This is a genomic window from Candidatus Competibacter denitrificans Run_A_D11, from assembly GCF_001051235.1.
In the GTDB taxonomy this organism is placed as follows: Bacteria; Pseudomonadota; Gammaproteobacteria; order Competibacterales; family Competibacteraceae; genus Competibacter_A; species Competibacter_A denitrificans.
Genome location: NZ_CBTJ020000042.1, coordinates 144,164 through 170,549 on the forward strand (window position 1 = coordinate 144,164; position 26,386 = coordinate 170,549).

The following is a 26,386-nucleotide window of genomic DNA, read 5'->3' on the forward strand; positions in this document are numbered from 1 at the left end:
CAACGCCAGAATCCGCTTTTCCACCTCGGCCAATTCAGCATCAATCTCGGCGAGCGGGCGCGGCGGTATTGCCGCAATGTCCGACCCCATCATGACCATTCCCCCACGGCGCGATACGCTTGTTCCGGGTCGTTCGGCACGTCGGGCCGGGTCATGCGAATGCGACCGGCACGCAACAACGGGCGCAAATAATTCTGTCGGACGGTTTCAACATTGCGGGCCAGCAGCAAAGCCAGTTCTTCAGCACGGTAGTCCCGGTGCTGACAAAGTGCGACGACCAACTCGCGTACTTCCTCGGGCGGGCGGCGCTGGCCGATGGCGCCCACTTGGGCTGCTATCTCACCAGGCAACTCGTTGAACAAGGCACGCCGCTCAGGGTCTGCCAATAGGTCAGAGTTACTAGACAAGCCTTGGGGGTTACTAGACAAGCCCTGGGGGTTACTAGATAAGCCGTCGAGCTTGCTAGATAAGCCGCCGGAGTTACTGGGCAAGCCGTCATTGTCTCCCAGCATCTTACCGGTGGGCTGGTACCAGGTGGCTGAGCCGCGACCCTTCTGCTGGAGCAGACCAGCGCCGCGCAGTTTTTTCAGCGACTGGCTGGCGGTCAAAGTGTCCACCTTGTTGATGTCACGCCAGGTAGCGTTGTCGATGGCGCCGACTTCGCGGGCAACGACGAGCGCGCGGGCTTCGGCCTCGGAAAGATGTAGGTTCTTGAAGCGCGCCAGCCACACCAGATCGCCCGGACCCAGAAAGTGGTGGAAGAACAGGCGAACGACGAACTGATCCTGTCCACGGTCGGATTCGAACAGCGGTGGTGCCAGCCCGGCCTTCTCGCATATCTCGCGCATGACGCGCACGCCGCTGCCCTTGGTTTCGGCAAAGCGAGTGTCGTAGAGCGCGGCGGCCAGTTTAGGGTTGCGCGGCAGCGACCCAGGTTCGCCCAGGTGATCGGGTGATTTGAGTGAAAAGCCGGGGTTGCGGATTTCCAGACGATTGCTGTAACGGATTATCTGCACCGGCGCATGGCTGCGGTAGTTGCGGTGCATCAGTGCATTGACAACGGCTTCGCGGATCACCCGCTGTGGCACGATGGGGCTGTCTTTGCGCTGAAGATCGCCTTCGGCAAGGCCGAAAGCCTTGGGCAGGTCGTCGAGGATGGCCGCTTGCACACGGCGGATGAGCCGGAACAGTGGGTCGCGCAGCTCCAGGCTGTCGAAGCGTCGTTCGGGGTCGGACACCCATTCACGACCGGGAACGCGGATATAGTCAACCCGCGTCATCGGGAATGTGCGGCGCAAGGCGACCGGCTTGCCGAACAGGATCAGCCCGGCAACGGTGGGTTGCCATGTCCCTTGTTCGTTGAGCCGCACACCTCCGAGCGCCTGTAGCAGTTCTTCATCACTCCAACGCAGTTCTTCGGCATCGGGGTTGGCGTCGCGGCGGGATTGACGATAGTCGGCGAGGGCTTCGGGGGAGAAGTCGTCGAACGTGCCGTCCGGCACCAGACCAGCATCGAAACTCTCATACTGTCGGCCCTGGTAGAGCGCGATCAGGTCATCTTCGGTGCAGTGCTGATCGGTGCTGCCGATGCGCCGAAAGGCACCACGCGGCAAGCCCTGCGCCTTGAGGTAGACCGGTTTGTCCTGCGGCGCGGCCTCGGGTACGAATACGGCAATCACGGCTTTGCCGCCAAACACCTCGGTCTGGATGTCGAGCCGTAGCGGGCGGTTGAACATGCCAGCAGCCTGGCTGGCGAGATCGGCGCTGATCTTGTCGGGATGGCCGATCCCCTGGACTTCATAAGCGGGAAACAGGGCTAATTCTTCACACGTCACGCCAAGCAGCAGCCAGCCGCCGCCGAGGCCCGGCTCATTGGCGAAAGCGCAGACGGTTTCGAGCAGCGATTTGCCGACCTCATCGGCGCGTTTGGCTTCAATGCGCTCGTTTTCGTCTAGTAGATTGAGACGTTCGAGCAGTTCCTGCACAGTCACTCCGTCACCTCTCGCAGCAACGCCAGAATCCGCTTTTCCACCTCGGCCAATTCAGCGTCGATCTCGGCGAGCGGGCGCGGTGGCTGGTACTGGAAGAACACGCGGTTGAAGTTGATCTCGTAGCCGACCTTGCCGATGCCACCGTCTTGCTCGTCCAGCGTCTCGCGGTCGATCCAGGCATCTGCCACGTAGGGCCGAACTTCGCGCCGCACGTAGCTGACAATATCCTCTTTCAGCGGAATATTCTCGGCATCTTTCAGCGCCGGGTCGGCTTCGTACTCGATGAAACCGCCCTTGCCATCGCTGAAAAAGCCCAGCAGCGTGTAAAGCTCGCGGGTGGTGAGATCGGCGGGCATGTTCTGGCCGGGGAAGCGTTGACCTGTGCCCATGGGGTCATCCCGGTAATGTTTGGCGATGACGGGCGCGGCTTCAGTATCCACGGCGGTGAAGCAGTCGCGGAAGGTCTTCTTCTGCGCCGCGCCCTTGGCGCCGGGTGTCCAGCCTTCCACATCATCAGGCAGCGTTTTGACGATCTTCTGCACGTTGGCCCAGGCTTCGTTCCAATCAAGCCAGGGTTCGGCACCCATGGTGCCTTCGATGGCCCGCACCGCGCCGCGTAACTCCGGGCAGGCGTTGAGGAAGCGCTCCTTGGCCTCGGCGGTGATCTGGAAGCGCAGCCGCAGCGGGCGCAGCACGCTGATACGGCGATAGCCGAAATCGCTGTTGTCGAACACCCGGCTGGTGGCGTTGTTCTCCAGTGCGCCGTGTTCGCGGGTGACGGTATCAAGCGCGACCTGATCGAGATAGCGGCGCTTGTCGCCAAGGCTACGCTTCATCGGCGTCCAGCGCTCGCGGGCGTCGATCAACTGAATCTTGCCTTTGCGGTGGGCGGCCTTGCGGTTGGTGACCACCCAGATGAAGGTGCCGATACCCGTGTTGTAGAACATCTGCTCCGGTAGGGCGATGATGGCTTCGAGTCGGTCACGCTCGATGATCCAGCGGCGGATTTCGCTCTCACCACTGCCAGCGCCGCCAGTGAACAGCGGCGAGCCGTTGAAGACGATGGCGGTGCGCGAGCCGGGCTTATCACGGTCGCCCGCTTTGAAGTCTTGAAACTTGCTCATCATGTAGAGCAGGAACAGCAGGGCGCCGTCGTTGATGCGCGGCAGCTTGCCGCTGTAGCCACGGAAGTTGGGGCGGCGGGCGATGATCTTTTTCTCCGCTTTCCAGTCCACGCCGAAGGGCGGGTTGGCCAACAGATAATCAAAGCGCTGATCTGGAAACGGGTCGTCGGTCAGGGTGTTGCCCAGCACCACCTGGCCATCATTGTGGCCCTTGATCAAGAGATCGGAGGCGGCCACGGCGTAGGAGCGGGGGTTATAGTCCTGCCCGAATACTTTAACCATGGCTTGCTCGTTATGGGCGCGAATCCAGTTTTGCGCCTCGGCCAGCATCCCGCCGGTGCCACACGCGGGGTCGCAAATGGTGACTATGACGCCGGGCTGGGTGAGTACCTGGGTATCGGGTTCCAGCAATAGGTTGACCATGAGCCGGATCACTTCGCGCGGTGTAAAGTGATCCCCAGCCGTTTCATTGGCGGCTTCGTTGAAGCGGCGGATCAGGTCTTCGAACACCAGCCCCATGGTGAGGTTATCGACCTGGCGCGGATGCAGGTCAATATCGGCGAACTGGGTGACCACCTGATACAGGCGGTTAGATTCTTCAAGCTTTTCGATCTCCTTGTCGAACTCAAAGCGCTCGAAGATCTTGCGGATGTTCTCGGAGAAACCGGCGATGTAGTCGGCCAGGTGACGACCGATGTTGTCGGGGTCGCCCTTGAGCTTGTAGAAATCAAGCTGGCTGTGGTTATGAAAGCCCAGCGAGCTACCGTCTTCATCCTTGGCCAGGTTGTTGAGGATGGCGTCGATATTGGGAATGCCCTTGCTGCTCAGTTCGACATAGCGCTTCAGCACGGCCTGTTTGCTGGGTGCTAGCACGGCATCGAAGCGGCGCGGCACGGTCAGCGGCAGCATCACGCGCTCGTATTGCGGCGGGCGGTAGGGACCGCGCAGCAGGTCGGCCACCGACCAGATGAAATTGGCAAGTTGTTGGAAATTGGCGCTCATGCGGGCGTCCTGGAATTATAAAGGATTCGATTGCGCTGCTACCGGCCCGGTAGATTATCGGTGGTCGATAGCAGGCTTCGATTTGATGCGAGTCCTAACAGGCGCCCAGAGCGATTCAATCAGACCAAAGTCCGCTCAACGAGCCAATGCTTGGGCAGCACAGTAACCCCTTGATCCTGCATAGGACGTTTGGCAATTTCGACCTCAAGAGTACCCCGGAGCGCGGCGACGCCTTGGCGAAAGCGGGGGCCTTGATAGGCGGCATCGGCAAAGAGGGTCTTGAGCTTGGGAAAGGTGGTTTGCAGGGTGGCTAGCAGGTCTAATCGACCGTCCCGATCCTGTCGATTCGCCGGATGGATCAGGGCATGGAGCACTAACCCCTGGGTATCAACCGAGATCTGGTGTTTCTTGCCCTTGATGCATTGACCCGCATCATAGCCCGCAGGGTCAATCCGTGCCCCCCTTTTTCCGCTGACTTGACCCTTTGGCGGCCGATGAGGGCGGTCTTGGGTTCGGGATCACCTCCCCCCTGTACCCGACACGGTTCATACAACACCGTGTGTAAATCATCCAGCGTACCGTCATAGATCCACAAATCCAGATACCCAAACAATGTGCTCCGAGGGGGTAAATCCTTGGGCACTGCCCGCCATTGGCAGCCCGTCGAGAGCACATACAAAATCCCGTTCATCACCTCGCGCACATTCACCCGCCGGCGGTTGCCGCCCGGCTTAGCCGGGCGAATCAGCGGCTCGACCAGACTCCACTCCTCCTCCGTTAGATCGCTCGGATAGCGCAGCGTATCGCGGTTATAGCGCCGCCGATTCTCGACCGTCCACATCGCTTCTTCCTCTGCTTTCCCCCAGATCTTGCTATTATAACAGATTATTTAAACTCGGTATGTTTAGGGACGGACTCTCAGCGCATTTTACGGTACTGGATATTCGCGTGGCTGAATACCATGCTTGCGCATCTTACGATAGAGGGTGTTGCGACTGAACCCCAGGTGAGTGGCGGTGTTGGTGATATTCCAGTCCTGGCGGTCCAGTTCGTGCAGCAGAGCCTCTCGCTCGGCTTGGGCGAGACCGCCAACAGCATTGGATACCACTGCTCCATAGCCTAAATTGCGTTGCACCGGGTAAGGCAGCGACAGGCCGACGATTTCGGCCGGCAAGTCTTCCAGTCGGATGATCCGGTTTTCGCACAGCGCGGCCGCAGTACGCAACACATTACGCAATTGGCGGATATTGCCAGGCCAGGAATACGCTTTCAGCGCGGCAAAGGCATCCTCGGCAATGCGAATGTCTACGCCGTCGCTTTCCATAGCCAGCAGGTTGCGAATCAGCGAGGACCGGTCGCTGCGTTCGCGCAGAGCAGGCAGCCTCAGTTCCAGACCATTCAGCCGATAATACAGGTCTTCCCGAAACGCCCCAATCGCAATACGCTCCTGCAAATTGCGGTGGGTGGCGCTGATTAAATAGACATCCACGGGAACCGGCGTATCACTGCCGAGCGGCAACACCGCCTTTTCTTCCAGCACCCTCAGCAACCGGGTTTGCAAGGGTGGCGGCATATCACCGATCTCATCCAGAAACAACGTGCCGCCGTGTGCTTGCAGAATCTTGCCACGTCGGCCCTCCTGACGTGCGCCGGTAAAAGCGCCGTATTTATAGCCAAACAACTCGCTTTCGATCAGGCTTTCCGGTATCGAGGCGCAATTCACGGCGACAAAGGATTTACCGGCCCGGTCGCTGGCTTCATGAAGGGCTTTAGTGAAGACTTCCTTCCCTGTACCGGTTTCGCCTGTCAACAGGATGTTGACCCGCTTATTCATGACCCGCCGGGCGCAATGGACGTTGTAGGTCATCAGAGGGTCATCGCCCGACAACCCTTCCAACGTTCTCATGTGCAGCGGCGACCGTTCAGCCGTAATGCTGGCCGTGCTCGACCGCGTGTTGGATGGCTGCCGTTCGGTCCCGTGCAACAAAACAAAAAACAAGTCTTTGTTGGTATTGCAAATCGGCTTCAGCATGACGGGCTGATTGCAGCTGTGTCCCAGCAGGGCTTCCAGGCTAACAGCGAATAGCGCATCAATCCGCTGGCCGATCATCTGCTGGCGGGTCTGTTGGAGTTGATCCGCCGCACTTTGGTTAGCAGCCAGAATCCGCCCGCTGTTATCGAAGGCCAGTAAGCCCTCGTTGCCCTGGCCCATGTATTCAAGCTGGTGATGGAAGCGCAAAACGAATTGCTTACGAAATACCCGCAAGAAAAGGCAATGCTCGATTGTTTTAGCGCTCAAGACCGCCAGCGCGAGAGTATGCAACTGGCTTTGCCGCGAGTCCTGGCATCTAACCGAGGAGATATCCAGCACCGCCAGTAGCTGACCTTGAGGATCGAAAATTGGGGCGGCTGAACAAGTTAGATGGGTGTAGCGATTACGGAAATGCTCGTTACTGTGAACAGTCAAGGCTTGTCGTTCGATGAGGACGGTGCCGATGCCATTGGTTCCTTCGTTTTCCTCGTTCCAGATCGCACCCAGCCATAAACCTATATGCTCAAACGGTTTGCTTAGCTTATCGTCACCCGTCCAGTTGATAATCACGCCATCGCAGTCAGTTAGGATAATGGCAAAGCCTGAGCCAGCGATCCGCTGATAGAGACTTTTGATCTCGATCCGGGCGATATCCAGCAAATCATCTAGCCGTTCCTGATGTTCGCGTAACCGGGTCTGTTCGAGGACTTGACTTGGGCGAGGGTGGATAGGATCAAGGCCATAACTGTTGACGCAGCGCAGCCAAGAGCGGGCAATCCTGGCTTCTGGCGCTGAGCCGGACTGAGTTCCTTGCACCACCGATTGAATATGCGCCGCATGTGCCGTCATTTCTTGCAACATGGCTTTTGTCCCCGCAACCAGCTTGATCTATCAAAATCTTAGGCTAAGTCAATTATAGTTGATCCCAAAGTTAAATGACTCCCAGCGAAGCTGGGAGCGTGTTGGTGAACTTTTCAAAGGGGTTGTGAGCGAATGGGGCCGCTCAAAGCGGCATACGCAGCCTCATCGGCTCATGTTCAAAACCCGAAGGAAAGGCAAACGTATGATGGGGTGCTGAAGCTGTACCCGGTCGAAGACAACCGCGTAGCCCCTAATTTGATGAGAGGTGCCTATTGCCGATCAGGCGGATAGGCGGAGCAGCCCAAGTCCAGCGACACGGCCCGACCCGCAGCAATGATCATCAAGGCGTACTCGTCCATCCTGCTTCGATCAAAGCGAAATTCCGGGAACGAAACACTCAGCCCTGCCACGACACTGTTCCAATGATCGAAGATGGGCACCGAGATGCAGATAATATGTTCTTCGAACTCCTCGTTATCGAGGCCGTACTTGCGTTGGCGGGTGCGTTCGAGTTCTTCCAGAAATTGCTCCGGCCCGACCACGCTGTTCTTGCGGAAACGTGTATAAATCATGCCAGCCATGGCGATATCACGCCGTTCAGGCGCCTCCCAAGCCAGTAGCGCCTTGCCCAGCGCGGTGACATGGATCGGTGCCCGCTTGCCCACCCTGGAATACATGCCCAAGTTGTGCTTGGCATCGACCTTGTTAATGTAGATGACTTCGCTGTCAGCTAGGACGCCCAGATGGATAGTCTCTGAGGTTTTCTCGGAGAGCATCTGCATCTGGGGCTTGGCCATCTCAATCAGATCGAGGTGTTGCAACACATTGGCACCCAGCTCGAACAGCCTCATGGTCAAGCTATAGCGCTCGCTCTCCACCTCCTGGCGGACCACGCCCAGCGAGATCATGGTTTGCAGGAAGCGATAGACCGTCGCCTTGGGCATGGCCAAGCGGATAGATAGCTCGGAGATACTGGTATCTTTGCGTTCGCCCAGCGCTGCCAGTAGGCCAAACACTTTGAGTACAGCGGCTACTGGTTCGATCTCTTTGCTGATCCGGTGATCTTCATTCATTGTGGCTTCTGACTGGATGCGGTCGCTGTGCTGCCCTTCATAATGGCTCTCCAAAAAGGGACCCCAAATTCGATGGCTTGCTGCAAGCTGCTGGTTTATCGGTGCAAAATCTGTTACTACAAAGAGGGCAAGGTAGGTAAAGCCAAAAACTCAGACTTCCGAACTGCGAACTTGCAGAAGCTGAATGCAATGAAAAATATTATGAAATCACTATTTTAGGAGTTACGCAGTTGAAATTCTAAGTGATTGATTAATGGAAAATTTCGGTTGTCTACCGCACAAGTCGATTTCTTTTAAAATCAGATTGTTAGAGATCCAACTGCGTAACTCCTATATTTATATTTTATGGTAAACAGTTTCATGGCACCAACTGTTTATAGGATGCCGTTGCGTTACTTGCTAGCCAACGTTTTGATAGGCAGTGATCAGCCGCAATTAGGCGGCGTGGGAATCGAGCGGATAGGTTCGATTCCCTGGCGCGTGATGCGAGCGGAGGCGACGGTTTGCAAGCCGAGCATCGGCCGAACGAGCCGTTTTACTGCTCAATGATCCTGTTCAACCACGTTGTTAAGATCTGTGTGTCGCCGGATTTCGATGGTGGGAGCGGTGTCGGTTGTGGGGTTGAGTGCGCAACTCGTTCCGATTCATGCCTCATACGTCAAAATACCCAGCCGTTCCAATTGTGCGACCACTTTAATGAGAGCCTCACGGGTTGTTGATGGCGACCTGACCCAGGCTGCCAGGAAACTATCCAGGGCCTCCTGCAAAGGACGTTGACCGTCGAGACCTTGAACAAATTCGACAACTGGATGGGAATACAGAAAATAGAGGCGGCGGTTGTCGTACCGATACACCAGACCGCCGAAGTTTTCTTGGCGGATCACCACTCCCGGCGCCAGTCGGTAGCCGGCGGTCAATTCAACGGCTGCGCTCATTTAAGCATCCTGCCTGCGTCGATATTCAGTTTCTGTCCAGTCACATAGCGGGCTTCGTCTGATACCAGCCATAAAGCGGCGTTAGCGACATCTTGCGCATCGATCAGTTTGACGGGGAGCGCGTTGCCGTGACGAATGAATTCGACCAGATCTTCTGTTGCCATATCCGCAGCGTGGGCCATGCCGGTAATAATGTCGGTGTCAACGGCAGTCGGATGCAGTGTATTGACTGTAATGTTGTGCGGTGCCAGTTCCTGCGCCAATGAGTTAGCCAGCCCAATGACCCCCCATTTTGAGGCGCAATAATGGGCCATGCCCGGTTCACCACGCAATCCGGCCACCGAAGAGGTCATGACGATGCTGCCGCCTGTCTTTTGCGCCAGCATGTGGGGAACAACATACTTCACCGCCAGCCAATAGCCTTTAAGGTTGACGTCGATCATCATGTCCCACCACTCTTCAGTGATGTCCCATGTCAGAGCCATATCAGCGATGCCGGCATTGCAGACTAGAATGTCGATATGCCCGAATGCAGCGATTGTCTTCTCTACCGCCATCGCCATCGCCAGGCTATCGCGCACATCAGCGACCAGTTCCAGCACCTGACGACCGGATTCTCGGACCTGCTGAGCCGTCTCCTCTAGGTCGCTACGCTCGGCCAGCGCATAACGCGGATAGGGAAGATTATGGCAGATATCCAGCGCCGCAATGTCGGCCCCCTCACGGGCCATTAGTACGGCATGTGCCCGACCCTGACCACGAGCCGCCCCGGTGATAAATGCGACTTTTCCTTCCAGTTTGCCCATGAGTCCCGCCTTTGCAGGAGAGGTTCAGTCAGTTGGTCACGGCGATCCGCCATAACCACTGTATGGCCGACCGGCTCCATTGGAGACCGGTCGGGGTTGGACTTAATAGACGCCGCACATGCCGTCGATGCTGACCTCCTCGATCAGCAGTTCTTCTTCGATCTGTGGCAGTTCTGCCAGTGTTTCAGTGCGCTGCACGGAGTCGCCGGTTGCCAGAGCGGAAACCTTTGGGGTCGCCAGGGCCGGCGGAAGGTGGGGAACAGGGGTGGCTGGGAGTTGTTCAACAGGAATAAACATCAGGGTGATCTCCTTCAGGTTGACAATGAACAAGGATACAGAGATACGACAACGGCAAAGCAATTGACATGAAGCATGATGGCTTATCTTCGCCAGATCAGGCGTGGCAGCAGCGGCTGCAAAGTGCGTCGTTGCCAACAGCCGCACCAGAGTCCCACTTGATACGCAGCCAGTTCCAATCCATACAAACCGACAAAAACGAGTGGCGAGAGTTGGGATTGCAGCCGCTGGTGATCCATCAATGGGGCAGCAATCAGCAACAAGAGGATTGCCGGTAAGCCATAAGGCTGTATCGCGCCCATCACAAGGAGCGGGAGGCTGTAATAGCGAACCGTGTTGGCGCTGAGGTGGTATAAAGCGGCTGCCTGCTGCCTGCCCAACGCAGCCGCAACCCGACCGACGGATAGCGTGACTCCGATCCGACGTAGCTCGCGCTGCTTTGCAACCATTTCCACGCCAAACAGAATCACCGCGACCGCTGCCGGTCCCAACCCGGCCAAACCGAACCACGGCGTCAGCGCCACGCTCAGCAGTAACAGCAGGCTGATGCGCGGCAGGTGCATCAGCCGCCGACCTTCGGGGTAGCGTTGTTGTAAGTCCGCTTCGGATGAGCCGTAGTCAGCGCGGCGCCGCAGCCAGTCACCCCAACGCACCCGATGATCATGCGTCACCCGACCCGCAGGCACATACCAGGCGCGTTGTCCGCTACGCAAAGTGCGCCAGATGAAATCCACATCCTCACCGACCCGCAGCGCCGCATCAAAGCCGCCTTGGGCCAGCACGACATCACGCCGCACCAGTAGATTGCAGGTAGGTAAATAAGAAACCGCTCCCGATGGAATGACTTCGGTTTCCGCCGCGCCCATATCCAGCGGCGAGCGCACCGCTTCGAACGCAGCCACTACGCCATGCGCTGGATGGGCTATGACCCGACCGCCGACCACCGCAACGGCTGGATCATCCAGATAGGGTAGCAGCGTTCTAAGCCAACCCGGTTCCGCCACACAATCATTGTCGATAAACGCCAGGATCGTGCCGCTGGCCATTGCTGCCGCCAGATTGCGCGCTGCCGACTGCCCAATGTTGCGTTCTTGGCGTAAAAGCCGGATTGGCAAATCGTTCAGAACCTCGATCAGCGGCGGGGTGGACGCATCGTCCACCACGATAATTTCCCGACGGTCAGCGGGATAATCCAGCGCCAGCAAGGATTGCACACAGCGGCGGGTGGCCTCGGCGCGACCATGCGCTGGAATGATGATCGAAACGTTCGGCCAAACGGTCAGTGTGGCCGGATACCGGATCAACAGTCGGCGACGCATTAGCGAACCCAGAAAGGTCTCAATAGTACCCAGCGCCATGCCGGGAACATTGACCGCCAGTTCGGCCATACTGCATGGTTGCCGCAATGCGTTGAGCAGACTCGTAGCCTGCCGATTCAACCGCAGCGCCATCAGGGGCTGCATACAGAGCAACACGCCCCCCTGTGCATCGGCCAGCACGGCAAGACCCGGTTGCAAGGCATAACGCGCCGGCTGGGCCGGTAGTGAATGAGGCAGGGATGCCAAAGCGACAGCACCGCCATTGCGCCGCCGTACCGCCTGTTTCATACTGGGTTGGTTTGAGTAAGCCATTGCCTCAGCGCCGTTTCATAACACGCGGTTTGCGCCACCAGATACCGCTCGCCCCGGCCTGCATCCGCCTGCCGGGGATCGCCCACCACGCCAGTCAGCGTCAATGCCTGGGTTCCTACCGCCACCAGTTGCATCAGGGCTGTAGGCATATCGCCAGTATAGCCGGGCACGGCCAGGTCCATTCGTACCTGTTCTGGAGACAGGTGCAGTAATTCGGAGGTTTCGCCTTCCCCCGCGTGTAAGCCAAGCGCCGATAATGGGATGCCATCCTGTTCCGCGATCGCCAGCACCGTAGCGCCACAGACCAGCATGGCGTCGGGTATCCAGACGGCTAACGCAGGTACTTCCTGTTGCAATCGTGCCGCCGCCAGCGTCAGCGCATGACCGTTACCACCATGTGCCGACAGCACGATCAAGTGTCTCACGCCCCAGGCGACCATACGCCGGGCGCAATCCACGATCACTGCCGCTAGAGTTTCCGCATCCAGACTTAATAGGCCGGCAAAACCGCTGTGTTCATCGGAGCAGCCAATGGGTATAACCGGTGCAACCAGCACCGGCAGCCGTTCCGCTAACCGCTCAGCCAGCGCCACCGCCCGCCAGGTATCGGTGCCCATCGGCAGGTGTGAACCGTGCTGCTCAGTCGCTCCCAGCGGCAAGATCACCGTATTCACGCCAGCAGCGATGGCTTGCGCCACCATCGGCTCAGTTAATTCAGCCAGGGGTTTCATGCCCGCGTCTCTAAGAAACCTTGCTCAAGCAGAAAGGTAAGGATGGCATCGGCCTGTTGTTCCGGCGTACCGCTATCCAAAATTTTTCCCGCCTTGCCGGATACGCCGGCGGACATGATCTGTGCGACCCGCTCCGAGGCCGATTTGGTAGAATCCGGGGTAAACATCACGCGCGCCCGTGGGCGCGGCGGCATCACTTCGTGTAGAGTCATGGCTGGAAAATGCAAATCTTGCGGCGACAAATCCAACTCCTCCAGCCCATACCGCGTGATCAGCAAGTGTTTGGCCCGCATCAAGTTGGGCAGGCTGGCTTGGCGCAAATGCACCAGTCCGGTTTCCAGTCCGAGAATAGCCGGTAAAGTCACCTCGCCCTCAGCCCGTGCCCCGCGCGCCAATCGCCGCTGTACCCGCATTCGCCCGGATTGCAGCTCAAATTGAGTGACATCGGTGACGACCGGCCAATCCAGATACTCGGCCAGCAGGGCGGGTACCGTCCCTGAGCCGCGATCCACACTGTGTCCGCCGCACAGCACCAAGTCGGGAAGTTGCTGCACCCGCAATGCCGCCGCCAGTAGAATCGTGGTGACAATCGGCTTGGTGTTGTTGAGCGAATCGTCCCACACCCGCACCGCCGCGTCGGCACCTGCGGCCAGCGCGTCCTGCAACAGGTGATCCGCCTCAACCGGCCCCACGCTGAACACGGTCACTGTGCCACTGGGCGGTCGCAGCCGCAGCGCCAGTTCGAGCGCACTTTCATCCGCTGGATTCATCATATACAGCGCCCGACCGGCATCAATCATCCCGGTCAGCGGATCAACCTCAATCGTGCTGGGATCGGGGACGTATTTGAGACAAACGGCGATACGCATGGCTGAACCCTTTAATCAGGTCTTAAGGATGCTCAGGATTCCCGGAAGGTAACCCCGTAACCGCCATCTGGATAGGACCAATCAATAGCCCCTTCTTGGTTGCAGGCGATATAACAGGTGCCACACTCGAAACATTGTTCGTAGTTGAACAAAATGCCGCCGTCATCGAGTGGAACGAACAGATTGGCCGGGCAGACGTAGACGCAGGCATGAACCGAGCATTGGTTGCGGCAGATCTCCGAATTCAAGACGATATGCGGCGTCGCCGCGACTCGGAATCGCACCGTGCGCATCTTTTCTTCGTGGGTCGTCATTACCATAGATAGGCCCTCGCTACCTGATAGGCATCACGAAATAACTGCCCCGGCTTCATTTCGAACTGGCGTGCCATCCGGTAAGCCAGCGGCAAAATTTTTCGCTTGGGCGCACCGTCCACTCGGAAGAGTTGTTCCATACCGCAGGCGACCATCTCGGGATAAAGATTTTGTAAACGCGGGCCGTTGACGAAAGACGGCGCATGACGATAGGCCCGAAAATCGGTGGAGACATGGCGCTGTTTCAGGTGCTTTTGATAAGCCGCCAAGGTGCGAGCGGAGAAATTACCGCGCGCACAGGCAGCAATTGCCGTTTCCGCTGCCGCTAAGCCGGATTGCATGGCGTAGTTCATTCCTTCCAGATACAGTCCGGCGGCCAGACAAAACCCGGCGGCATCGCCGGCCACCAGCATCCCATCGGTGTACAGTTTGGGTTTCATCGCCCAGCCGCTTTCGGGAATCAGATGGGCCGAGTACTCACGCAGTTTGCTGCCACGCACGAGTGGCGCGACCGCCGGGTGGGCCTTGAACCGTTCCAGCAGTTCGTAGGGCCGCTTGCGTCGTTCCACCAGCGACGATATTTGGCCGATCACGCCCAGCGACAGCGAATCCCGGTTAGTGTAGAGAAACGCACCGCCGTGAACGTCCTCGGTAATCGCGCCCAGGTATTCGAAGGCGATCCCATCGTTGTCGTTGAGGCGAAAGCGATCTTGAATAATCGCTGGGTCCAGCCCGACCACCTCCTTGACGCCCAAGGACAGTTCGTGCGGATGAAATGTGCGTTGCAAGCCGGCCTTCTTCGCTAGGAAAGAGTTAACCCCGTCGCAGGCGATGACCACATTGCCGTAAATCTCACCCTGTTCGCGGCGTACCCGCACACCGACGATCCGACCGTTTTCCCGCAGCACATCATCGACAACCGCCGAAGTCAGCACGAAAGCGCCTGCCGCCTCGGCCTGCGCCGCCAGCCAGCGATCAAATTTGGGTCGCAGCACCGTGAAGCCGTTGTAAGGCGCTGTACCGTAACCGTCGCCGACGCAATGAAAATCGAGCGCCACCGAGGTGGTCGGCGACATAAAGGCAATATCGCGGCGGCAAATGTGGCGCTCCACCGGCGCGTGTTCCCACCAGTTGGGAATCAGTTCATTGAGGATCGCGCTGCCGTAAAAAACCGCCCCGGAAACATTTTTAGCGCCGGGATATTCGCCGCGTTCTAGTAGCATCACCTTGAGGCCGGCGCGGGCGCTGAGTAAAGCGGCAGCGCTACCCGCAGGTCCAGCGCCAACGATGATGACATCGAATTGTTCTTTGGCGGGGGGCGCGGTCATGAAGCTATCTCCACGGGATCAACGGCAAAATGTGTGGGTGTGGTCGGCTCGCTGTGATTGGAGGTGCTAGCCAGCGCCTGCAATTTGCTGAGTAGAATCGGCAAGATTTCATGCAAATCGCCCACGACCCCCAAATCGGCCCGCTTCAAGATGGGCGCGGTGCGGTCGTTGTTGATGGCGATGACGATTTCGCTGCCGGTTATCCCGGACAGATGCTGGTCGGCACCGGAAACGCCAAACGCCATATACAGTTTCGGAGCGACGATCTGGCCGGTCGAACCGATGTAGCGGTCCACCGCCAGCCAACCGCGATCCGCCGCGACCCGGGTTCCCCCCAACGCCGCTCCTAGATGATCAGCCAGTTGCTTGACCAGCGCCATGCCATCCTTGCCGCCGGTGCCGAAGCCGCCGGAGACGATCCGTTCGGCCTCGTTCAAGGACACCGTGCGTGGATCGGCTGGCAGGGTGTGCAGGGTGCGGTCGCGGAAATGAGCGGGGTCGAGCTGCGGGCGTAGAACCGTAGTCTCAGCGATGCGTCCGCTCTGGGGTGTGCCGATCCCGCGCACTCCCGGAATCAGCATGGCACACACCAACGTGGCATAAGGCCAGGTCAGTCGTTCCTGGCAAGCCCCGCCATGAGTGCTGCGCATGATCTCCGGGTAACCGTCACCAATGATGCCAATGCGCATACAGCAGCCGACCAGCGGTGAACGCCAACGTACCGCTAATCGGGGTAACCAGGAGCGAATTTGGCCGCTGTCTGGCGCCAGCAACAGCGCTGGGGGCGCCTGGAGCAACACCGGCGCCAGGGCCTGCATCCAGCCATCGGCGCTGAATTGGGCCAAGGCTTCATGCTCCACCACCGTGACTCGATCTGCGCCGTGCGCTGCCAACGTTTCAGCCAGCGGGGCGACTTTATTGCCGCACAGCATGACGTGCACCTGTGCGCCCAACTGGTCGGCGACGTCGCGCCCTTCTTCCACACATTCCAAGCTGGGCAGGGTCAACTGACCCTGTTCAGTTTCGGCGATGACCACCACGAATTTATCCATTTAGACGGCTCTCCCGGCCCGTTCGCCTTCGATGATCGCGGCGTGCGCCCGGCGCGGGGCCACGCAGTCTCCGATCCGATAGAGGGTCGGCACCCTCCCTTTCAATGTGGCGTACAGGTCTTCGTCCACTTGGCGAACTTGAGACAGCAGGCTGTTCGCCCGCGCGTTATCCGCTTTGAGTGCCTGATACAGGCTGTCGTCGGCTTGGCGATGAATGGCCAGCACCACCGTATCGACTTGGGGGAAATGCACGATCTGGCCGCTGTAGTTATGCAACGCCATCACCACCCCCTGATCAATGCTGAGTACCGAATGATTCGGTGTACAGCGAATGCCCAGTCGCCGGGCCTGGCGATACCAGTTTTCCAGGTCGAGCGTCACCCCCAAATCCTGCCCAACATACAGAGTGGGCGTCACCACTTCTACTGCGCAGCCCTGTTCCGCCAGATACTCAGCGACGCTGGTGGCTTCGTGAAAACCCAGCCGATCCACGATCAGCACGTTTCGTCCCGGCTGGACTTTGCCGGACAGAATATCGATCACGTCCACCACGCCGGGGCCGTCACCGCCGGGAATAGCAGCGCGATGCGGAACCGAGCCGGTCGCCACGATCACCGCTTCCGGTTTAGCGGCCAGCACCGAATCCATGGTCGCGGTGGTGCCGGTTTTCACCTCAACGCCCAGTTGTTCAACCTCGTGAAGCAAATTGCGGACGATATCGCCGAACTCGGCACGCCCGGCCACCCGCACCGCCCAGACTACCTGCCCGCCCAGCCGGGTTTCTTTTTCCAGCAGCGTGACTCGATGACCACGCCGTGCGGCGACCGTCGCCGCCTTCAACCCGGCGGGACCGCCACCGATCACCACGACCCGTTTCGGTGTTGTGGCGATTGGCAGGGTGCCGGCACCATATTTCCGTTCCTGACCCGTCGCCGGCGTTTCAATACAACCCATCCAGCGATTGAGGCCCATGCGCCCGACGCATTCCTGATTACAGGACAGGCACAGCCGAATATCGTCGGTGCGATTTTCCCGCGCCTTGCGGGCGAATTCGGGGTCTGCGATCTGGCCGCGCACGATGCCGATTAAATCAGCATGGCCTTCGGTCAAGATACGCTCCGCCTGAATCGGGTCTTTAATGCGGCCGACCCCGATGACCGGCACCCGCACCGCCTTGCGAATGGCCGAGGGAATAAACAGGGCATAGTCCGGGCGAATCCGCATCGAGGCTTCGATCATGTACAAGGTCTGGGTCGCGGTACCGATGCTGGTGTTGATCAAGTCAATCAGACCGTCTTTTTCCAGCAATCGGGCGACCGCTACCGCTTCATCCAGTGTGATGCCTTCACGAATCAGTTCGTCGCCGCACAACCGCACACTAATAACGTAATCGCGGCCGACCTCGTTGCGAATCGCGGCGATGATCTCGCGCAGCAACCGGGCGCGGTTTTCCAGACTGCCGCCGTATTCGTCACCGCGATGGTTGGTGTTGCGAGATAGGAACTGACGGACGATAGAGGAATGGGAGCATTGCAGCTCAACCCCATCGAAACCACCCTCACGAGTGTAAGCGGCTACCCGCACGTAACCTTGGATGATTTCCAGGATATCCTCGTGTTCCACCGCCTTGGGCACTTCGCGGAACAGCGGATCGGCCAGCGCTGACGGCGCCCAAGCCGGCAGCCGGGTGAACATGCCGCTGCCTTGCCCGCCATTGTGGTTAATCTGGGCCAGGATCGGGACGCCTTCGGCATGAACCGCTGCGGTGATGCGTTTGTAGTGCGGGATGACCCGGCGATGGAAAGCGTGAATGAGCTTTTCGTAAGGATGATCGGTGGGATGCGTGGACTGTTCTTCGGTAATGATCAGTCCAACTCCACCCCGCGCCCGCTCGCGGTAATAGTAAAGATGCCGTTCACTGGGCAGGAAATCTTCGGCATAGTTGGTGAGGTGCGCCGAGAACACGATGCGGTTTTTGACGGTAATGTTGCCGATCTTGAAAGGGGTAAACAGCAATCGTTGACGGCTGCTCATGGCTTAGACCTCCCGACCAGCGCGGTAGCCTTCCAAAATGGCGTGACTGAGATAGCGCGGCGCGACACAATCACCGGCCCGCAACACCCGCACGCCGCTCTTTTTAAGAGCAAAGTACAGGGTTTCATCGGGCAGTTCCGGCGACACATCGACGACCAGATCAATGGCATCGAGGCGGATTTCCTGGTGATCGAAATGATCGGCGCCGATGACGCTGTGGGCGGTGATTTCCAGGGCGTCGAACTGTGGCCGGAACTTGATACCCCGCACAGCGGCGCGCTGGTTCCAGGCGGTCAGTTCCAACGAGGCGGTCAGTCGTTGGCCAATGAACATGTCGCTGGTGACGATCTCCACCTGCCAGCCGCGCTCAACCAGCCATTCAGCGACAGCCATGCCAACTGGATCGCCAAGGGTGTCGAGAATCACAGCGCGCCCTGGTACGGCCGGTATTTCGCCACGCATAACCTGCCGGGGATTGACCACTGGCGCGCTCGGGTGGCAACGGATACCAGCATGGCGACCGGGCATCCCGCCCACCGCGACGATCACCGCATCGGGCATCTCTTGACTGACCTGCTCGGCGGTCATCTCGACGCCACTATGAATCGCCACATCCAACTGGCGGACTTGTCGTTCCAGCCAGTCCACAGCCAGGGCCAGTCGCTCCCGACCAGGGGCCGCTGCCGCCAGCCGAATTGCGCCACCGAGTTGCGCATGACGTTCATACAAGATCACGCGATGGCCGCGCAGGGCAGCAACCCGCGCCGCTTCGAGACCCGCCGGCCCACCGCCGATGATGAGCACGCGATGAGGAACCCGTGCTGGTTTCAGGGGGGCAAACTCCGCCTCCTGTTCGTAACCGGCGCTGGGATTATTGGCGCAGCTCAAACGCGGGTTCTGCACCAAGCCGATGATGTTGTCCTGATTGGCGAGCAGGCAGGGGCGAATACCGCTGATCCGGCCCTGGCGCAACTTGGCCGGCAGTTCTGGATCGGCGATCAAAGCACGAGTCATTTCCACCGCGTCGGCTTTGCCCTCGACCAACAGCGTCGCCGCCATCTCCGGGTCCACGATGCTGCCCTGCGCGAATACCGGCAGCGCCACCGCCGCCTTGATCCCCGCAGCCAGATGCGCCGCGAAACCGGGCGGTTGAAACAGGCCGGGACGGGTGAGATGACCGGTGTAAATGCTACCGCTGGTGACGCTAATGAAATCGAGCAGTCCATCAGCCACCAAACATTGAGCGATTTCGGCGGCATCTTCGGGCTTAATCCCGGCCCAGGGCGCATATTCATCGCCGACCAGACGCAGGCCGACAATGGCGTTGCGACCGACCTCATCCCGCACGACGGCGATCACTTGGCGGGCAAAGCGCAGCCGATGATCCAATGAACCGTTGTAATCATCGCCGCGCTGATTGGTGAGCGGCGATAAAAATTGGCGGATCAGGCTATCCTGGCCGGCGTTGATCTCGATGCCATCCAGGCCACCATCAACGGCGTAACGGGCCGCTTGCCGGAACCCTTCGATGACAGCCGCGATGTCTTCGAGGTCCATCGCCTGGGGTAGTTCGCGGCTGTTGACTTCCGGCACTGGCGACGGCGCCCACAGCGGCAACTGCGAGTAATGGCTACTGCCCTGCATCCCACTATGGGTCAAATGTGCAAGCAGCAACGCTCCATGTCGATGCACCGCCCCTGCAACCTGACGATAACCTTCGACGATAGCGGCGTCATAACCGAAGACAGCGTATTCGTAGGGCCAGTCCGATGGATGGACGACGCTACCTTCCAGCACGATCAAACCCGTTCCGCCCGCCGCACGCGCTTCATAATAGGCAGTGTGGCGCTCGGTCAAGCGATTGTGAGTGGCGAAATTGGTCTGGTGGGCGGCAAATACGAAACGGTTCGACGCGGTTTTGCCGCCCAGCGTCAGCGGAGCGAACAACGGCTCAAAGCGAGCGTCGGAAGGCGGGTTCATGGCAGCGTGTCGCAAGCCGTCGCCGGATCAGCGGTGGATGGGTAGATGCAATCGGGATCGGGCGCATCCAGCGAACGGCCGGTGAAATGCTTGGCTGCGATGCAGCCGCCGTGACATTGGGTGTAGGCATTACAGTGCTGGCAGCCGCCGCCGACCTGCCAGTCGCGCAGGTGGGCGAACAGAGTCGATTTACGCCAGAGATCGGTGAAGCCACCCGGCTGGCGGACGTTGCCAGCGGCGAATTCCGGGGCCAGCAGGAACGGACAGGCATAGACCTCGCCGACCGGATCGACGCAACAGACGATGCGCCCAGCGCCGCACAGGTTCAGTCCTTCCAGCGGTTGACCGTAGGCTGACAGGTGAAAGAACGAATCACCGGTCAGCACGTCCCGATGATCAAGCAGCCACTGGTACAGCCCGCGATTCTGTTCGTGGCTCGGCCGCAGATCTTGCCAGACCTCGGCACCGCGACCGGTCGGCCGCAGCCGGGTCAGCCGCAATTCGGCCCCGTGCTGTTGGGCGAGAGCGTACAGATCATCAAGCTGCGAATAGTTATGACGGGTCACGGTGGCGTTGATCTTGAAAGGAAAATGCCGCCGCGCCAGCAGCGTCATGGCGTTCAAGGCGCGCTGGAACGAGCCGTCGCCGCGCACCGGATCGTTGGTTGCGGCGGTCGCGCCATCGACGCTGATTTGCACGTCCAGATAATCCCGCTCGGTGATCCAGGCTGCTGCCTTCTCGTCGATCAGCGAGCCGTTGGTGCTGAATTTGACACCGATGCCGCGCACCAGGGCGTAGTCCATCAGCTCGAAGAAATCCTTGCGGCTCATCGGCTCGCCGCCGCCGACGTTGATGTAGAACACTTTCATTGCCGCCCATTCGTCGATCAGCCGCTTGGCCTCGGCGGTGGACAGCTCGTCGGGGCGGCGATGGCCCGACGAGGACAGGCAATGGACGCAGCGCAAATTACAGGCGTAGGTGATCTCCCAGGTCAGGCAGATCGGGGCATTCAATCCTCGGCGAAACAGCTCATAACTCATGGTTGATCGTTTCCGCTGCGTCGGTGAAAACAGTCCGCACGCCGGACGGAAGCCGGCGGTTGGAACGGTGCGTCAGGCTTCGGCGGTGGTCGGGTCAATGCCGGCCTTGATTTCGGAAATCCGGTTGGCCGGAAAGCCGCCCTGCTCGGCGTGCTGCTTCACCATCTCGGCGTTGGGCGCGATATACACGCAATAAATCTTGTCGTCGGTGACGTAGCTTTGCACCCACTGGATTTGCGGCCCCAGGTCGCGCAGCACGCTGCACGATTTCTGCGAGACGGCTTTCAAATCGGCGGGCGACAGCTTGCCCGCACCGGGCAATTCGCGTTCGATCAGATACTTGGGCATAACATCCTCCTTCGGTGAGCTTGTTTGATCGTTATCGAGCTATAAATCGGCGCATAACTCGCCGGCCGGTAGCACCTTGGCGAACCAGCCGTCGAGCGAGGCGAGAAAGGCCGCTTGCACGCTTTCGGCGGAAACCGTCACGCCGTTGAAGGATTGCGCCCTGGTCGCGCACGCATCGCCGACCAACCGACAGTCGAAACCGAAATCGGCGGCGGCGCGCGTCGTCGTGTCGATGCAGACGTGGGTCATCATGCCGACGATGGCCAGACGGTCGATCCCGTCGCGGCGCAAATGATCCAGCAGGGGCGTTTCCCTGAAGCTGTTCGGATAGTGCTTCCGAAAAACGGGTTCCGCGCCGTGGGGCCGCGCGGATTTATGGATGTCCGCGCCGGGGCTGTCGGGCAAAAAGAACGTTGCCCCCGGATGGATGGCGATGTGCTGGACGTGGAAGATCGGCAGCGCCTTCTTCCGAAAGGCCTCAAGCACCTGGTTCGCGCGCGCGCCGGCCTGATCCGCGCCCGCCAGTTCCATGGTGCCGCCTGGAAAATAATCGTTCTGAATATCCACTACCAAAAGCGCCGTAGTCATGGGAAACCTTTGAGATGTTGGTTCAGGCGCCGGCGAACGCCGGCTAGTTCGACTCCGCTTCCAGCATTTTCCATTCATCGTCGGTGAACAGCCGGGAGCGGGTCAGAAAGCGCAAGCCTTCCGGGCCTTCCAGGGAAAACATGCCGCCCCGGCCGGGTACCACGTCGATGGTCAGTTGCGTGTGTTTCCAATACTCGAACTGCGGCGCGCTCATGTAGAACGGGCAGCCGCCGATCTCGCCCAAGCACACGTCGCCGTCGCCGACCAGCAGATCGCCTTCCGGGTAGCACATCGGCGAACTGCCGTCGCAGCAGCCGCCGGACTGGTGGAACATGAGCGAACCGTGCTTGGCCTTGAGTCGGGTGATCAGTTCCAAGGCCGCATCGGACGCCAACACGCGAGCAATGGTGGTCATGGCAAAGCCTCCACGCCGTTGGAGTGAAACGCGCGTTCATTCCCCCTCCCGGTCAAGGGAGAGGGAAAGGTACGGCCGGTTAGAAGAAGCCCATCGCCTTGGGGTTATAGCTCACCAGCAGGTTCTTGGTCTGCTGGTAGTGATCCAACATCATCTTGTGATTTTCCCGTCCGATGCCGGATTGCTTATAACCGCCGAAGGCGGCGTGCGCCGGATAGAGGTGATAGCAGTTGGTCCAGACCCGGCCGGCCTTGATGCCGCGTCCCATCCGGTAGGCAGTGTTCATATCACGGCTCCACACCCCCGCGCCCAGCCCATAGAGGGTGTCGTTGGCGATGGCCAGCGCGTCGGCAGCATCCTTGAAGGTGGAGACCGCCAGTACCGGCCCAAAGATTTCTTCCTGGAATAGCCGCATCTTGTTGTTGCCCAGGAACACGGTCGGCTGGATGTAATAGCCATCTTTCAATTCGCCACCCAACTCGGTGCGTTTGCCCCCGGTCAGGCATTCCGCACCTTCCTGTCGGCCGATGTCGAGATAGCTCAGGATTTTTTCCATCTGTTCGGACGAGGCTTGCGCGCCGATCATGGTGTCGGTGTCAAGCGGATGGCCTTGCTTGACGGCTTTGACCCGCTGGATCGCCCGCTCGATGAACTTGCTGTAGATCGGTTCCTGGATCAGCGCCCGCGACGGGCAGGTGCAGACTTCGCCCTGATTGAGCGCGAACATGGTGAAGCCTTCCAACGCCTTGTCGAAGAAGTCGTCTTCTTGCGCGCAGACATCGGCGAAGAACACATTCGGCGATTTGCCGCCCAGTTCCAACGTCACCGGGATCAGGTTTTGCGAGGCGTACTGCATGATCAGCCGGCCGGTGGTGGTTTCACCGGTGAAGGCGATCTTGGCGATGCGGCGGTTGGAAGCCAGCGGCTTGCCGGCTTCCACTCCGAAGCCGTTGACCACGTTGACCACGCCGGGCGGCAGCAGGTCTTGGATTAGCTCCAGCAGCACCAGGATGGAGACGGGGGTCTGTTCGGCCGGCTTCAGCACCACGCAGTTACCGGCGGCCAGCGCCGGGGCCAGTTTCCAGACCGCCATCAGAATCGGGAAATTCCAGGGGATGATCTGGCCGACCACCCCCAACGGTTCGTGGAAATGGTAGGCGACGGTGTTGTCGTCGATCTCCGACAGCGCGCCTTCCTGGGCGCGGATGCAGCCGGCGAAGTAGCGGAAGTGGTCGATGGCCAGCGGCATGTCCGCCGCCATGGTCTCGCGCACCGGCTTGCCGTTGTCCCAGGTTTCGGCCACCGCCAGCATTTCCAGATTTTGTTCCATCCGGTCGGCGATGCGGTTGAGACAGTTGGCCCGCTCCGCCGCCGAGGTGCGGCCCCAGGCATCGGCCGCAGCGTGCGCCGCGTCTAACGCCTTTTCGATATCCTCGGCACTAGAGCGCGGGATTTCGCAGAAGGGTTTGCCGGTGACCGGGCTGATGTTTTCGAAATATTCGCCTTTCACCGGCGCAACCCACTGGCCGCCGATGAAATTCTGATAGCGGGATTTAAAGCTGACTTTGGAGCCAGACTGACCGGGTGAGGCGTACAACATGAGCGTTTCTCCTACGGTTTGGTGGTTTGCGATGGCGAGTTCACGTCTTGCCCTCTTCTTCAGACGATGGGTTGGGACAGCGCCGGCCTCGTTTCGAGACGAGACCGGTCCACCACCAGCCAACCGCCGTGATACTCCAGATACGCCGAACGGCCGGCGAGCGTTCGACCCAGCGCCAGCAGCCGGTTACGATCAAAAACTTGCCGGTGGCCATAACGCGAGTCGGGTTCGGCTTCCAGCGGTACGGCCACGATCAGCCGTCGGGCGGTGAGTCGCCACAGATTGGCCAACGCTGCCTCGGTTTGCCCAGCGTCGAGATGCTCCAACAGATGCAGGGCGGTCACCACGTCGAAACGGGCCGGCAGCGGAGCCAGTTCCCGTTCGATGTCCGAAGCCAGAATGTTCGCCACGCCAAAGCGCACTGCAAGCGCGGGGTTGTGGGCCACGAAGTCGTTGGCAAAAGCCATCAACGCCGGATTCAAGTCACAGCCGGCGATCTCGCCCAGCGCCTCGCCGCTGGCGCGAACCCGTGCCAACAGCAGCGGGAAAAAACCAAAACAGGTCGCCACATCGAGCACGGTTGGCGGCGAGGTCAAGACCGGCGTCGCCCGGACCAGTTCCAGGGCATGACGATAGATCGCGCCGAACAGGCCGATGAAGTCGTTGGTTCGGCCGTTGGCCGCCCCGGACGGCTCGGTCAAGCCAGCGCTGGCTTGAGTCGCGTTCAGAGTGTTGGTGTAAAACAGCCGCCAGGCGGAACCCTCGTTGCCGGTCATGGAGCGCACGATATCGCCGACCGAGCGCTCGAACAGGTCCTGCTCGCTGTAACCGCTGTCGATCCGATGGCGGTGGGCCGTCAGCAGCGGCAACAATTCGGTGACGACATGATGGCCGAGGTTGTTGTCGATCTCGTTCGGTTGAAAATCGTGAACGATGACGAACTCATCGGCGGGCGGCGTCGAATTCAGGGCGTATAGTTGAAAGCGGGCGCTGGCTCCCAGCGGCGCGGCGCGTTGCTCCAGACCTTCCACCAGCAAGGCATGACGGTGGCGTGACAGCATCATCGGATGATCTGCTCCCCGCTCAAGGCCGACCGACCGAACGCCGCAGCAGCTTTTCGGTGACCTGACCGAGCTGTTGCAGGTTGCGGACGACTTCGGTGTGATGGCAGACCGGCTCGTACAGCGCCATGTCGCAACTGCCCAGCGTCCAGCTGCCGCGCGCTTCCGGCGACAGCCACAGCAGTTGCCTGGCGCGGCGGCGGATGCCTTCCAGCGCCCATACCTTTGGCGGGTTGCGGTTGCCGCGCCCGTCGCCGAGGATGATGACGGTGGTTTGCGGCGTGACCGCCGCCAGATAGCGGTTGTGAAAGGTCGCCAGCGCGCGGCCGTAATCGCTGTCCACGTCGGTGTCGAGCAGGCCGCCGTTGAACACCGCGCTCAGCGCCTCGTCGATGTTACGCTGCTCGAACTGCGCGCTGATCTCGACCAGATCGCTGACGAAGGCGAAGCTGCGCACCTGATCGAACAGGCTTTGCAGGTTGTAGACCAGGTGCAGCATGAACCGCGCGGTGTTGCGCACTGACAGGCTAACATCGCAAATCACCGCCAGCCGGGGCTTTTCGTCGCGGTAACGGGTCATGACCGGCTGAAACGGGATGCCCTCGTATTTCAGGTTGCGGCGCAGGGTGAGCGGCACGCTGATCCGACCGCGCGGGCTGATGTGGCGGCGGTAGGATCGCGCCCCGCGCATCCGCCGGCACAGCCGCCGCACGATCTCGGCCATTTCCAGGCGCTCCTGCTCCGAAAACCGGTAGTTGGGCGTCGGCCGGCGCGGCGCGGCGGGAACCTTCGGCGGCGGTTGCAGCGCCAGTTGCCGCTCTAGGGCGCGCTTCAATAACTCCGGCAGATGGGCGATGCTGCCGTTCAGCCGGCCGGCCAAGCGTTGGAGCAACGCCTCGTCCACGTCAAGATCGGTAAGCTCGTCCAGCAATTCGGTCACGGCGTCGCTGAGCACCTCCGCGTCCAGCGCGGCGATGGCCTGGTCGAAATTCAATTCCCCAGCCCGCCCGGCGTGTTTCATGCGCCGCGCCTTCAACACCTGCGCGGCGTTTTGCAGCACCTGATCCAGCAGTTCGCGGTTGCGGCTCAACAGCAGGTTCTGGCCGAACTCGGCCAGACAGAAATCGTCCGGGTCCTGGTTCGAACGGAAATGGGTCGCCATCTGGTCATCAGCGAAATAGTCCCGCAGATTCAGGGCGTCTTCGTGGGCGTTGCCGCCGTCGGGCGGGCCGCTGGCCGCTTGCGGTTCGGCGACGGCGACCGGCGGCTCCAGC

The 26,386-nt window shown here is 59.9% G+C and carries 24 protein-coding genes; all 24 read right to left on the minus strand.

All coding sequences use genetic code 11. The features are described from left to right. Positions 1 to 89: 89 nt before the first annotated feature. Entirely contained in the window at positions 90 to 1,991 is a 1,902-nt protein-coding gene (locus tag BN873_RS09970) for an ATP-binding protein (protein ID WP_048673428.1), read from the minus strand. Beyond that, positions 1,988 to 4,117, minus strand: coding sequence for a type I restriction-modification system subunit M (locus tag BN873_RS09975; RefSeq protein ID WP_048673429.1), 2,130 nt, complete (start codon positions 4,115 to 4,117; stop codon positions 1,988 to 1,990). The genes BN873_RS09970 and BN873_RS09975 overlap by 4 nt, the downstream gene beginning before the upstream one ends. A gap of 119 nt (positions 4,118 to 4,236) precedes the next feature. Beyond that, positions 4,237 to 4,569, minus strand: a complete 333-nt coding sequence (locus BN873_RS09980; protein ID WP_082161207.1) for a transposase — start codon at positions 4,567 to 4,569, stop codon at positions 4,237 to 4,239. Next, complete coding sequence (locus BN873_RS09985; protein ID WP_048673431.1) at positions 4,491 to 4,958, minus strand: IS5 family transposase; 468 nt, start codon at positions 4,956 to 4,958, stop codon at positions 4,491 to 4,493. The genes BN873_RS09980 and BN873_RS09985 overlap by 79 nt, the downstream gene beginning before the upstream one ends. Before the next feature lie 87 nt (positions 4,959 to 5,045). After that, complete coding sequence (locus BN873_RS09990; protein WP_048673432.1) at positions 5,046 to 7,010, minus strand: sigma-54-dependent Fis family transcriptional regulator; 1,965 nt, start codon at positions 7,008 to 7,010, stop codon at positions 5,046 to 5,048. Positions 7,011 to 7,279: 269 nt separating this feature from the next. Then, positions 7,280 to 8,083, minus strand: a complete 804-nt coding sequence (kdgR, locus tag BN873_RS09995) for a DNA-binding transcriptional regulator KdgR (protein ID WP_048673433.1) — start codon at positions 8,081 to 8,083, stop codon at positions 7,280 to 7,282. A gap of 644 nt (positions 8,084 to 8,727) precedes the next feature. Then, the gene (mftB, locus tag BN873_RS10000; protein ID WP_048673434.1) at positions 8,728 to 9,018 is read right to left on the minus strand and encodes a mycofactocin biosynthesis chaperone MftB; all 291 of its coding nucleotides are present in this window, start codon (positions 9,016 to 9,018) and stop codon (positions 8,728 to 8,730) included. Next, positions 9,015 to 9,824, minus strand: a complete 810-nt coding sequence (locus tag BN873_RS10005) for a mycofactocin-coupled SDR family oxidoreductase (RefSeq protein WP_048673435.1) — start codon at positions 9,822 to 9,824, stop codon at positions 9,015 to 9,017. Before BN873_RS10005 ends, mftB begins: the two co-directional genes overlap by 4 nt. A 102-nt stretch (positions 9,825 to 9,926) precedes the next feature. After that, positions 9,927 to 10,121 (minus strand): mycofactocin precursor MftA, encoded by a 195-nt coding sequence (gene mftA, locus BN873_RS21335; RefSeq protein ID WP_048673436.1) that lies wholly within the window; start codon positions 10,119 to 10,121, stop codon positions 9,927 to 9,929. An 83-nt stretch (positions 10,122 to 10,204) separates the two neighbouring features. Next, a complete protein-coding gene (mftF, locus tag BN873_RS10015) occupies positions 10,205 to 11,752 on the minus strand; it encodes a mycofactocin biosynthesis glycosyltransferase MftF (protein WP_082161208.1) in 1,548 nt (515 codons plus the stop codon). Further along, on the minus strand, positions 11,725 to 12,483 hold the full coding sequence (locus tag BN873_RS10020; RefSeq protein WP_048673438.1) for a creatininase family protein: 759 nt from the start codon (positions 12,481 to 12,483) through the stop codon (positions 11,725 to 11,727). Before BN873_RS10020 ends, mftF begins: the two co-directional genes overlap by 28 nt. After that, positions 12,480 to 13,352 (minus strand): electron transfer flavoprotein subunit beta/FixA family protein, encoded by an 873-nt coding sequence (locus tag BN873_RS10025; protein WP_048673439.1) that lies wholly within the window; start codon positions 13,350 to 13,352, stop codon positions 12,480 to 12,482. The genes BN873_RS10020 and BN873_RS10025 overlap by 4 nt, the downstream gene beginning before the upstream one ends. Before the next feature lie 32 nt (positions 13,353 to 13,384). Next, a complete protein-coding gene (locus BN873_RS10030; RefSeq protein ID WP_048673440.1) occupies positions 13,385 to 13,672 on the minus strand; it encodes a ferredoxin family protein in 288 nt (95 codons plus the stop codon). Then, positions 13,666 to 14,994 (minus strand): FAD-dependent oxidoreductase, encoded by a 1,329-nt coding sequence (locus BN873_RS10035; protein ID WP_048673441.1) that lies wholly within the window; start codon positions 14,992 to 14,994, stop codon positions 13,666 to 13,668. Before BN873_RS10035 ends, BN873_RS10030 begins: the two co-directional genes overlap by 7 nt. Further along, positions 14,991 to 16,046 (minus strand): electron transfer flavoprotein subunit alpha/FixB family protein, encoded by a 1,056-nt coding sequence (locus tag BN873_RS10040; protein ID WP_048673442.1) that lies wholly within the window; start codon positions 16,044 to 16,046, stop codon positions 14,991 to 14,993. Before BN873_RS10040 ends, BN873_RS10035 begins: the two co-directional genes overlap by 4 nt. Continuing rightward, positions 16,047 to 18,080 (minus strand): mycofactocin system FadH/OYE family oxidoreductase 2, encoded by a 2,034-nt coding sequence (locus BN873_RS10045; RefSeq protein ID WP_048673443.1) that lies wholly within the window; start codon positions 18,078 to 18,080, stop codon positions 16,047 to 16,049. It lies immediately after the preceding gene. A gap of 3 nt (positions 18,081 to 18,083) precedes the next feature. Continuing rightward, on the minus strand, positions 18,084 to 20,060 hold the full coding sequence (locus BN873_RS10050; RefSeq protein WP_048673444.1) for an oxidoreductase: 1,977 nt from the start codon (positions 20,058 to 20,060) through the stop codon (positions 18,084 to 18,086). Next, positions 20,057 to 21,100: a mycofactocin radical SAM maturase gene (mftC, locus tag BN873_RS10055; RefSeq protein ID WP_048673445.1), complete on the minus strand. Its 1,044-nt coding sequence runs from the start codon at positions 21,098 to 21,100 to the stop codon at positions 20,057 to 20,059. The genes BN873_RS10050 and mftC overlap by 4 nt, the downstream gene beginning before the upstream one ends. A gap of 72 nt (positions 21,101 to 21,172) precedes the next feature. Next, positions 21,173 to 21,448, minus strand: coding sequence for a DUF4242 domain-containing protein (locus tag BN873_RS10060; protein ID WP_048673446.1), 276 nt, complete (start codon positions 21,446 to 21,448; stop codon positions 21,173 to 21,175). A gap of 39 nt (positions 21,449 to 21,487) precedes the next feature. Further along, complete coding sequence (locus BN873_RS10065) at positions 21,488 to 22,036, minus strand: cysteine hydrolase family protein (RefSeq protein ID WP_048673447.1); 549 nt, start codon at positions 22,034 to 22,036, stop codon at positions 21,488 to 21,490. Between the two features lie 43 nt (positions 22,037 to 22,079). Next, entirely contained in the window at positions 22,080 to 22,451 is a 372-nt protein-coding gene (locus tag BN873_RS10070; protein ID WP_048673448.1) for a DUF779 domain-containing protein, read from the minus strand. A gap of 79 nt (positions 22,452 to 22,530) precedes the next feature. Then, a complete protein-coding gene (gene adh, locus BN873_RS10075; protein WP_048673449.1) occupies positions 22,531 to 24,051 on the minus strand; it encodes an aldehyde dehydrogenase in 1,521 nt (506 codons plus the stop codon). 59 nt (positions 24,052 to 24,110) lie between these two features. Beyond that, a complete protein-coding gene (locus BN873_RS10080; protein WP_048673450.1) occupies positions 24,111 to 25,115 on the minus strand; it encodes a methyltransferase domain-containing protein in 1,005 nt (334 codons plus the stop codon). A gap of 19 nt (positions 25,116 to 25,134) precedes the next feature. Continuing rightward, the coding region (locus BN873_RS10085) for a VWA domain-containing protein (protein WP_048673451.1) at positions 25,135 to 26,386 on the minus strand (1,252 nt) is incomplete at its 5' end.

Coding starts and splice junctions, on each gene's coding strand:
- BN873_RS10065 (WP_048673447.1), bottom strand. CDS start 22,036: ATGACTACGGCGCTTTTGGTAGTGGATATTCAGAACGATTATTTTCCA.
- BN873_RS10050 (WP_048673444.1), bottom strand. CDS start 20,060: ATGAACCCGCCTTCCGACGCTCGCTTTGAGCCGTTGTTCGCTCCGCTG.
- adh (WP_048673449.1), bottom strand. CDS start 24,051: ATGTTGTACGCCTCACCCGGTCAGTCTGGCTCCAAAGTCAGCTTTAAA.
- mftB (WP_048673434.1), bottom strand. CDS start 9,018: ATGAGCGCAGCCGTTGAATTGACCGCCGGCTACCGACTGGCGCCGGGA.
- BN873_RS10020 (WP_048673438.1), bottom strand. CDS start 12,483: ATGAAACCCCTGGCTGAATTAACTGAGCCGATGGTGGCGCAAGCCATC.
- BN873_RS10035 (WP_048673441.1), bottom strand. CDS start 14,994: ATGACCGCGCCCCCCGCCAAAGAACAATTCGATGTCATCATCGTTGGC.
- kdgR (WP_048673433.1), bottom strand. CDS start 8,083: ATGAATGAAGATCACCGGATCAGCAAAGAGATCGAACCAGTAGCCGCT.
- BN873_RS09975 (WP_048673429.1), bottom strand. CDS start 4,117: ATGAGCGCCAATTTCCAACAACTTGCCAATTTCATCTGGTCGGTGGCC.
- BN873_RS10060 (WP_048673446.1), bottom strand. CDS start 21,448: ATGCCCAAGTATCTGATCGAACGCGAATTGCCCGGTGCGGGCAAGCTG.
- BN873_RS10030 (WP_048673440.1), bottom strand. CDS start 13,672: ATGGTAATGACGACCCACGAAGAAAAGATGCGCACGGTGCGATTCCGA.
- BN873_RS10040 (WP_048673442.1), bottom strand. CDS start 16,046: ATGGATAAATTCGTGGTGGTCATCGCCGAAACTGAACAGGGTCAGTTG.
- BN873_RS10080 (WP_048673450.1), bottom strand. CDS start 25,115: ATGATGCTGTCACGCCACCGTCATGCCTTGCTGGTGGAAGGTCTGGAG.
- mftF (WP_082161208.1), bottom strand. CDS start 11,752: ATGGCTTACTCAAACCAACCCAGTATGAAACAGGCGGTACGGCGGCGC.
- BN873_RS09985 (WP_048673431.1), bottom strand. CDS start 4,958: ATGTGGACGGTCGAGAATCGGCGGCGCTATAACCGCGATACGCTGCGC.
- BN873_RS09990 (WP_048673432.1), bottom strand. CDS start 7,010: ATGTTGCAAGAAATGACGGCACATGCGGCGCATATTCAATCGGTGGTG.
- BN873_RS10070 (WP_048673448.1), bottom strand. CDS start 22,451: ATGACCACCATTGCTCGCGTGTTGGCGTCCGATGCGGCCTTGGAACTG.
- mftC (WP_048673445.1), bottom strand. CDS start 21,100: ATGAGTTATGAGCTGTTTCGCCGAGGATTGAATGCCCCGATCTGCCTG.
- BN873_RS10025 (WP_048673439.1), bottom strand. CDS start 13,352: ATGCGTATCGCCGTTTGTCTCAAATACGTCCCCGATCCCAGCACGATT.
- BN873_RS10005 (WP_048673435.1), bottom strand. CDS start 9,824: ATGGGCAAACTGGAAGGAAAAGTCGCATTTATCACCGGGGCGGCTCGT.
- BN873_RS10045 (WP_048673443.1), bottom strand. CDS start 18,080: ATGAGCAGCCGTCAACGATTGCTGTTTACCCCTTTCAAGATCGGCAAC.
- mftA (WP_048673436.1), bottom strand. CDS start 10,121: ATGTTTATTCCTGTTGAACAACTCCCAGCCACCCCTGTTCCCCACCTT.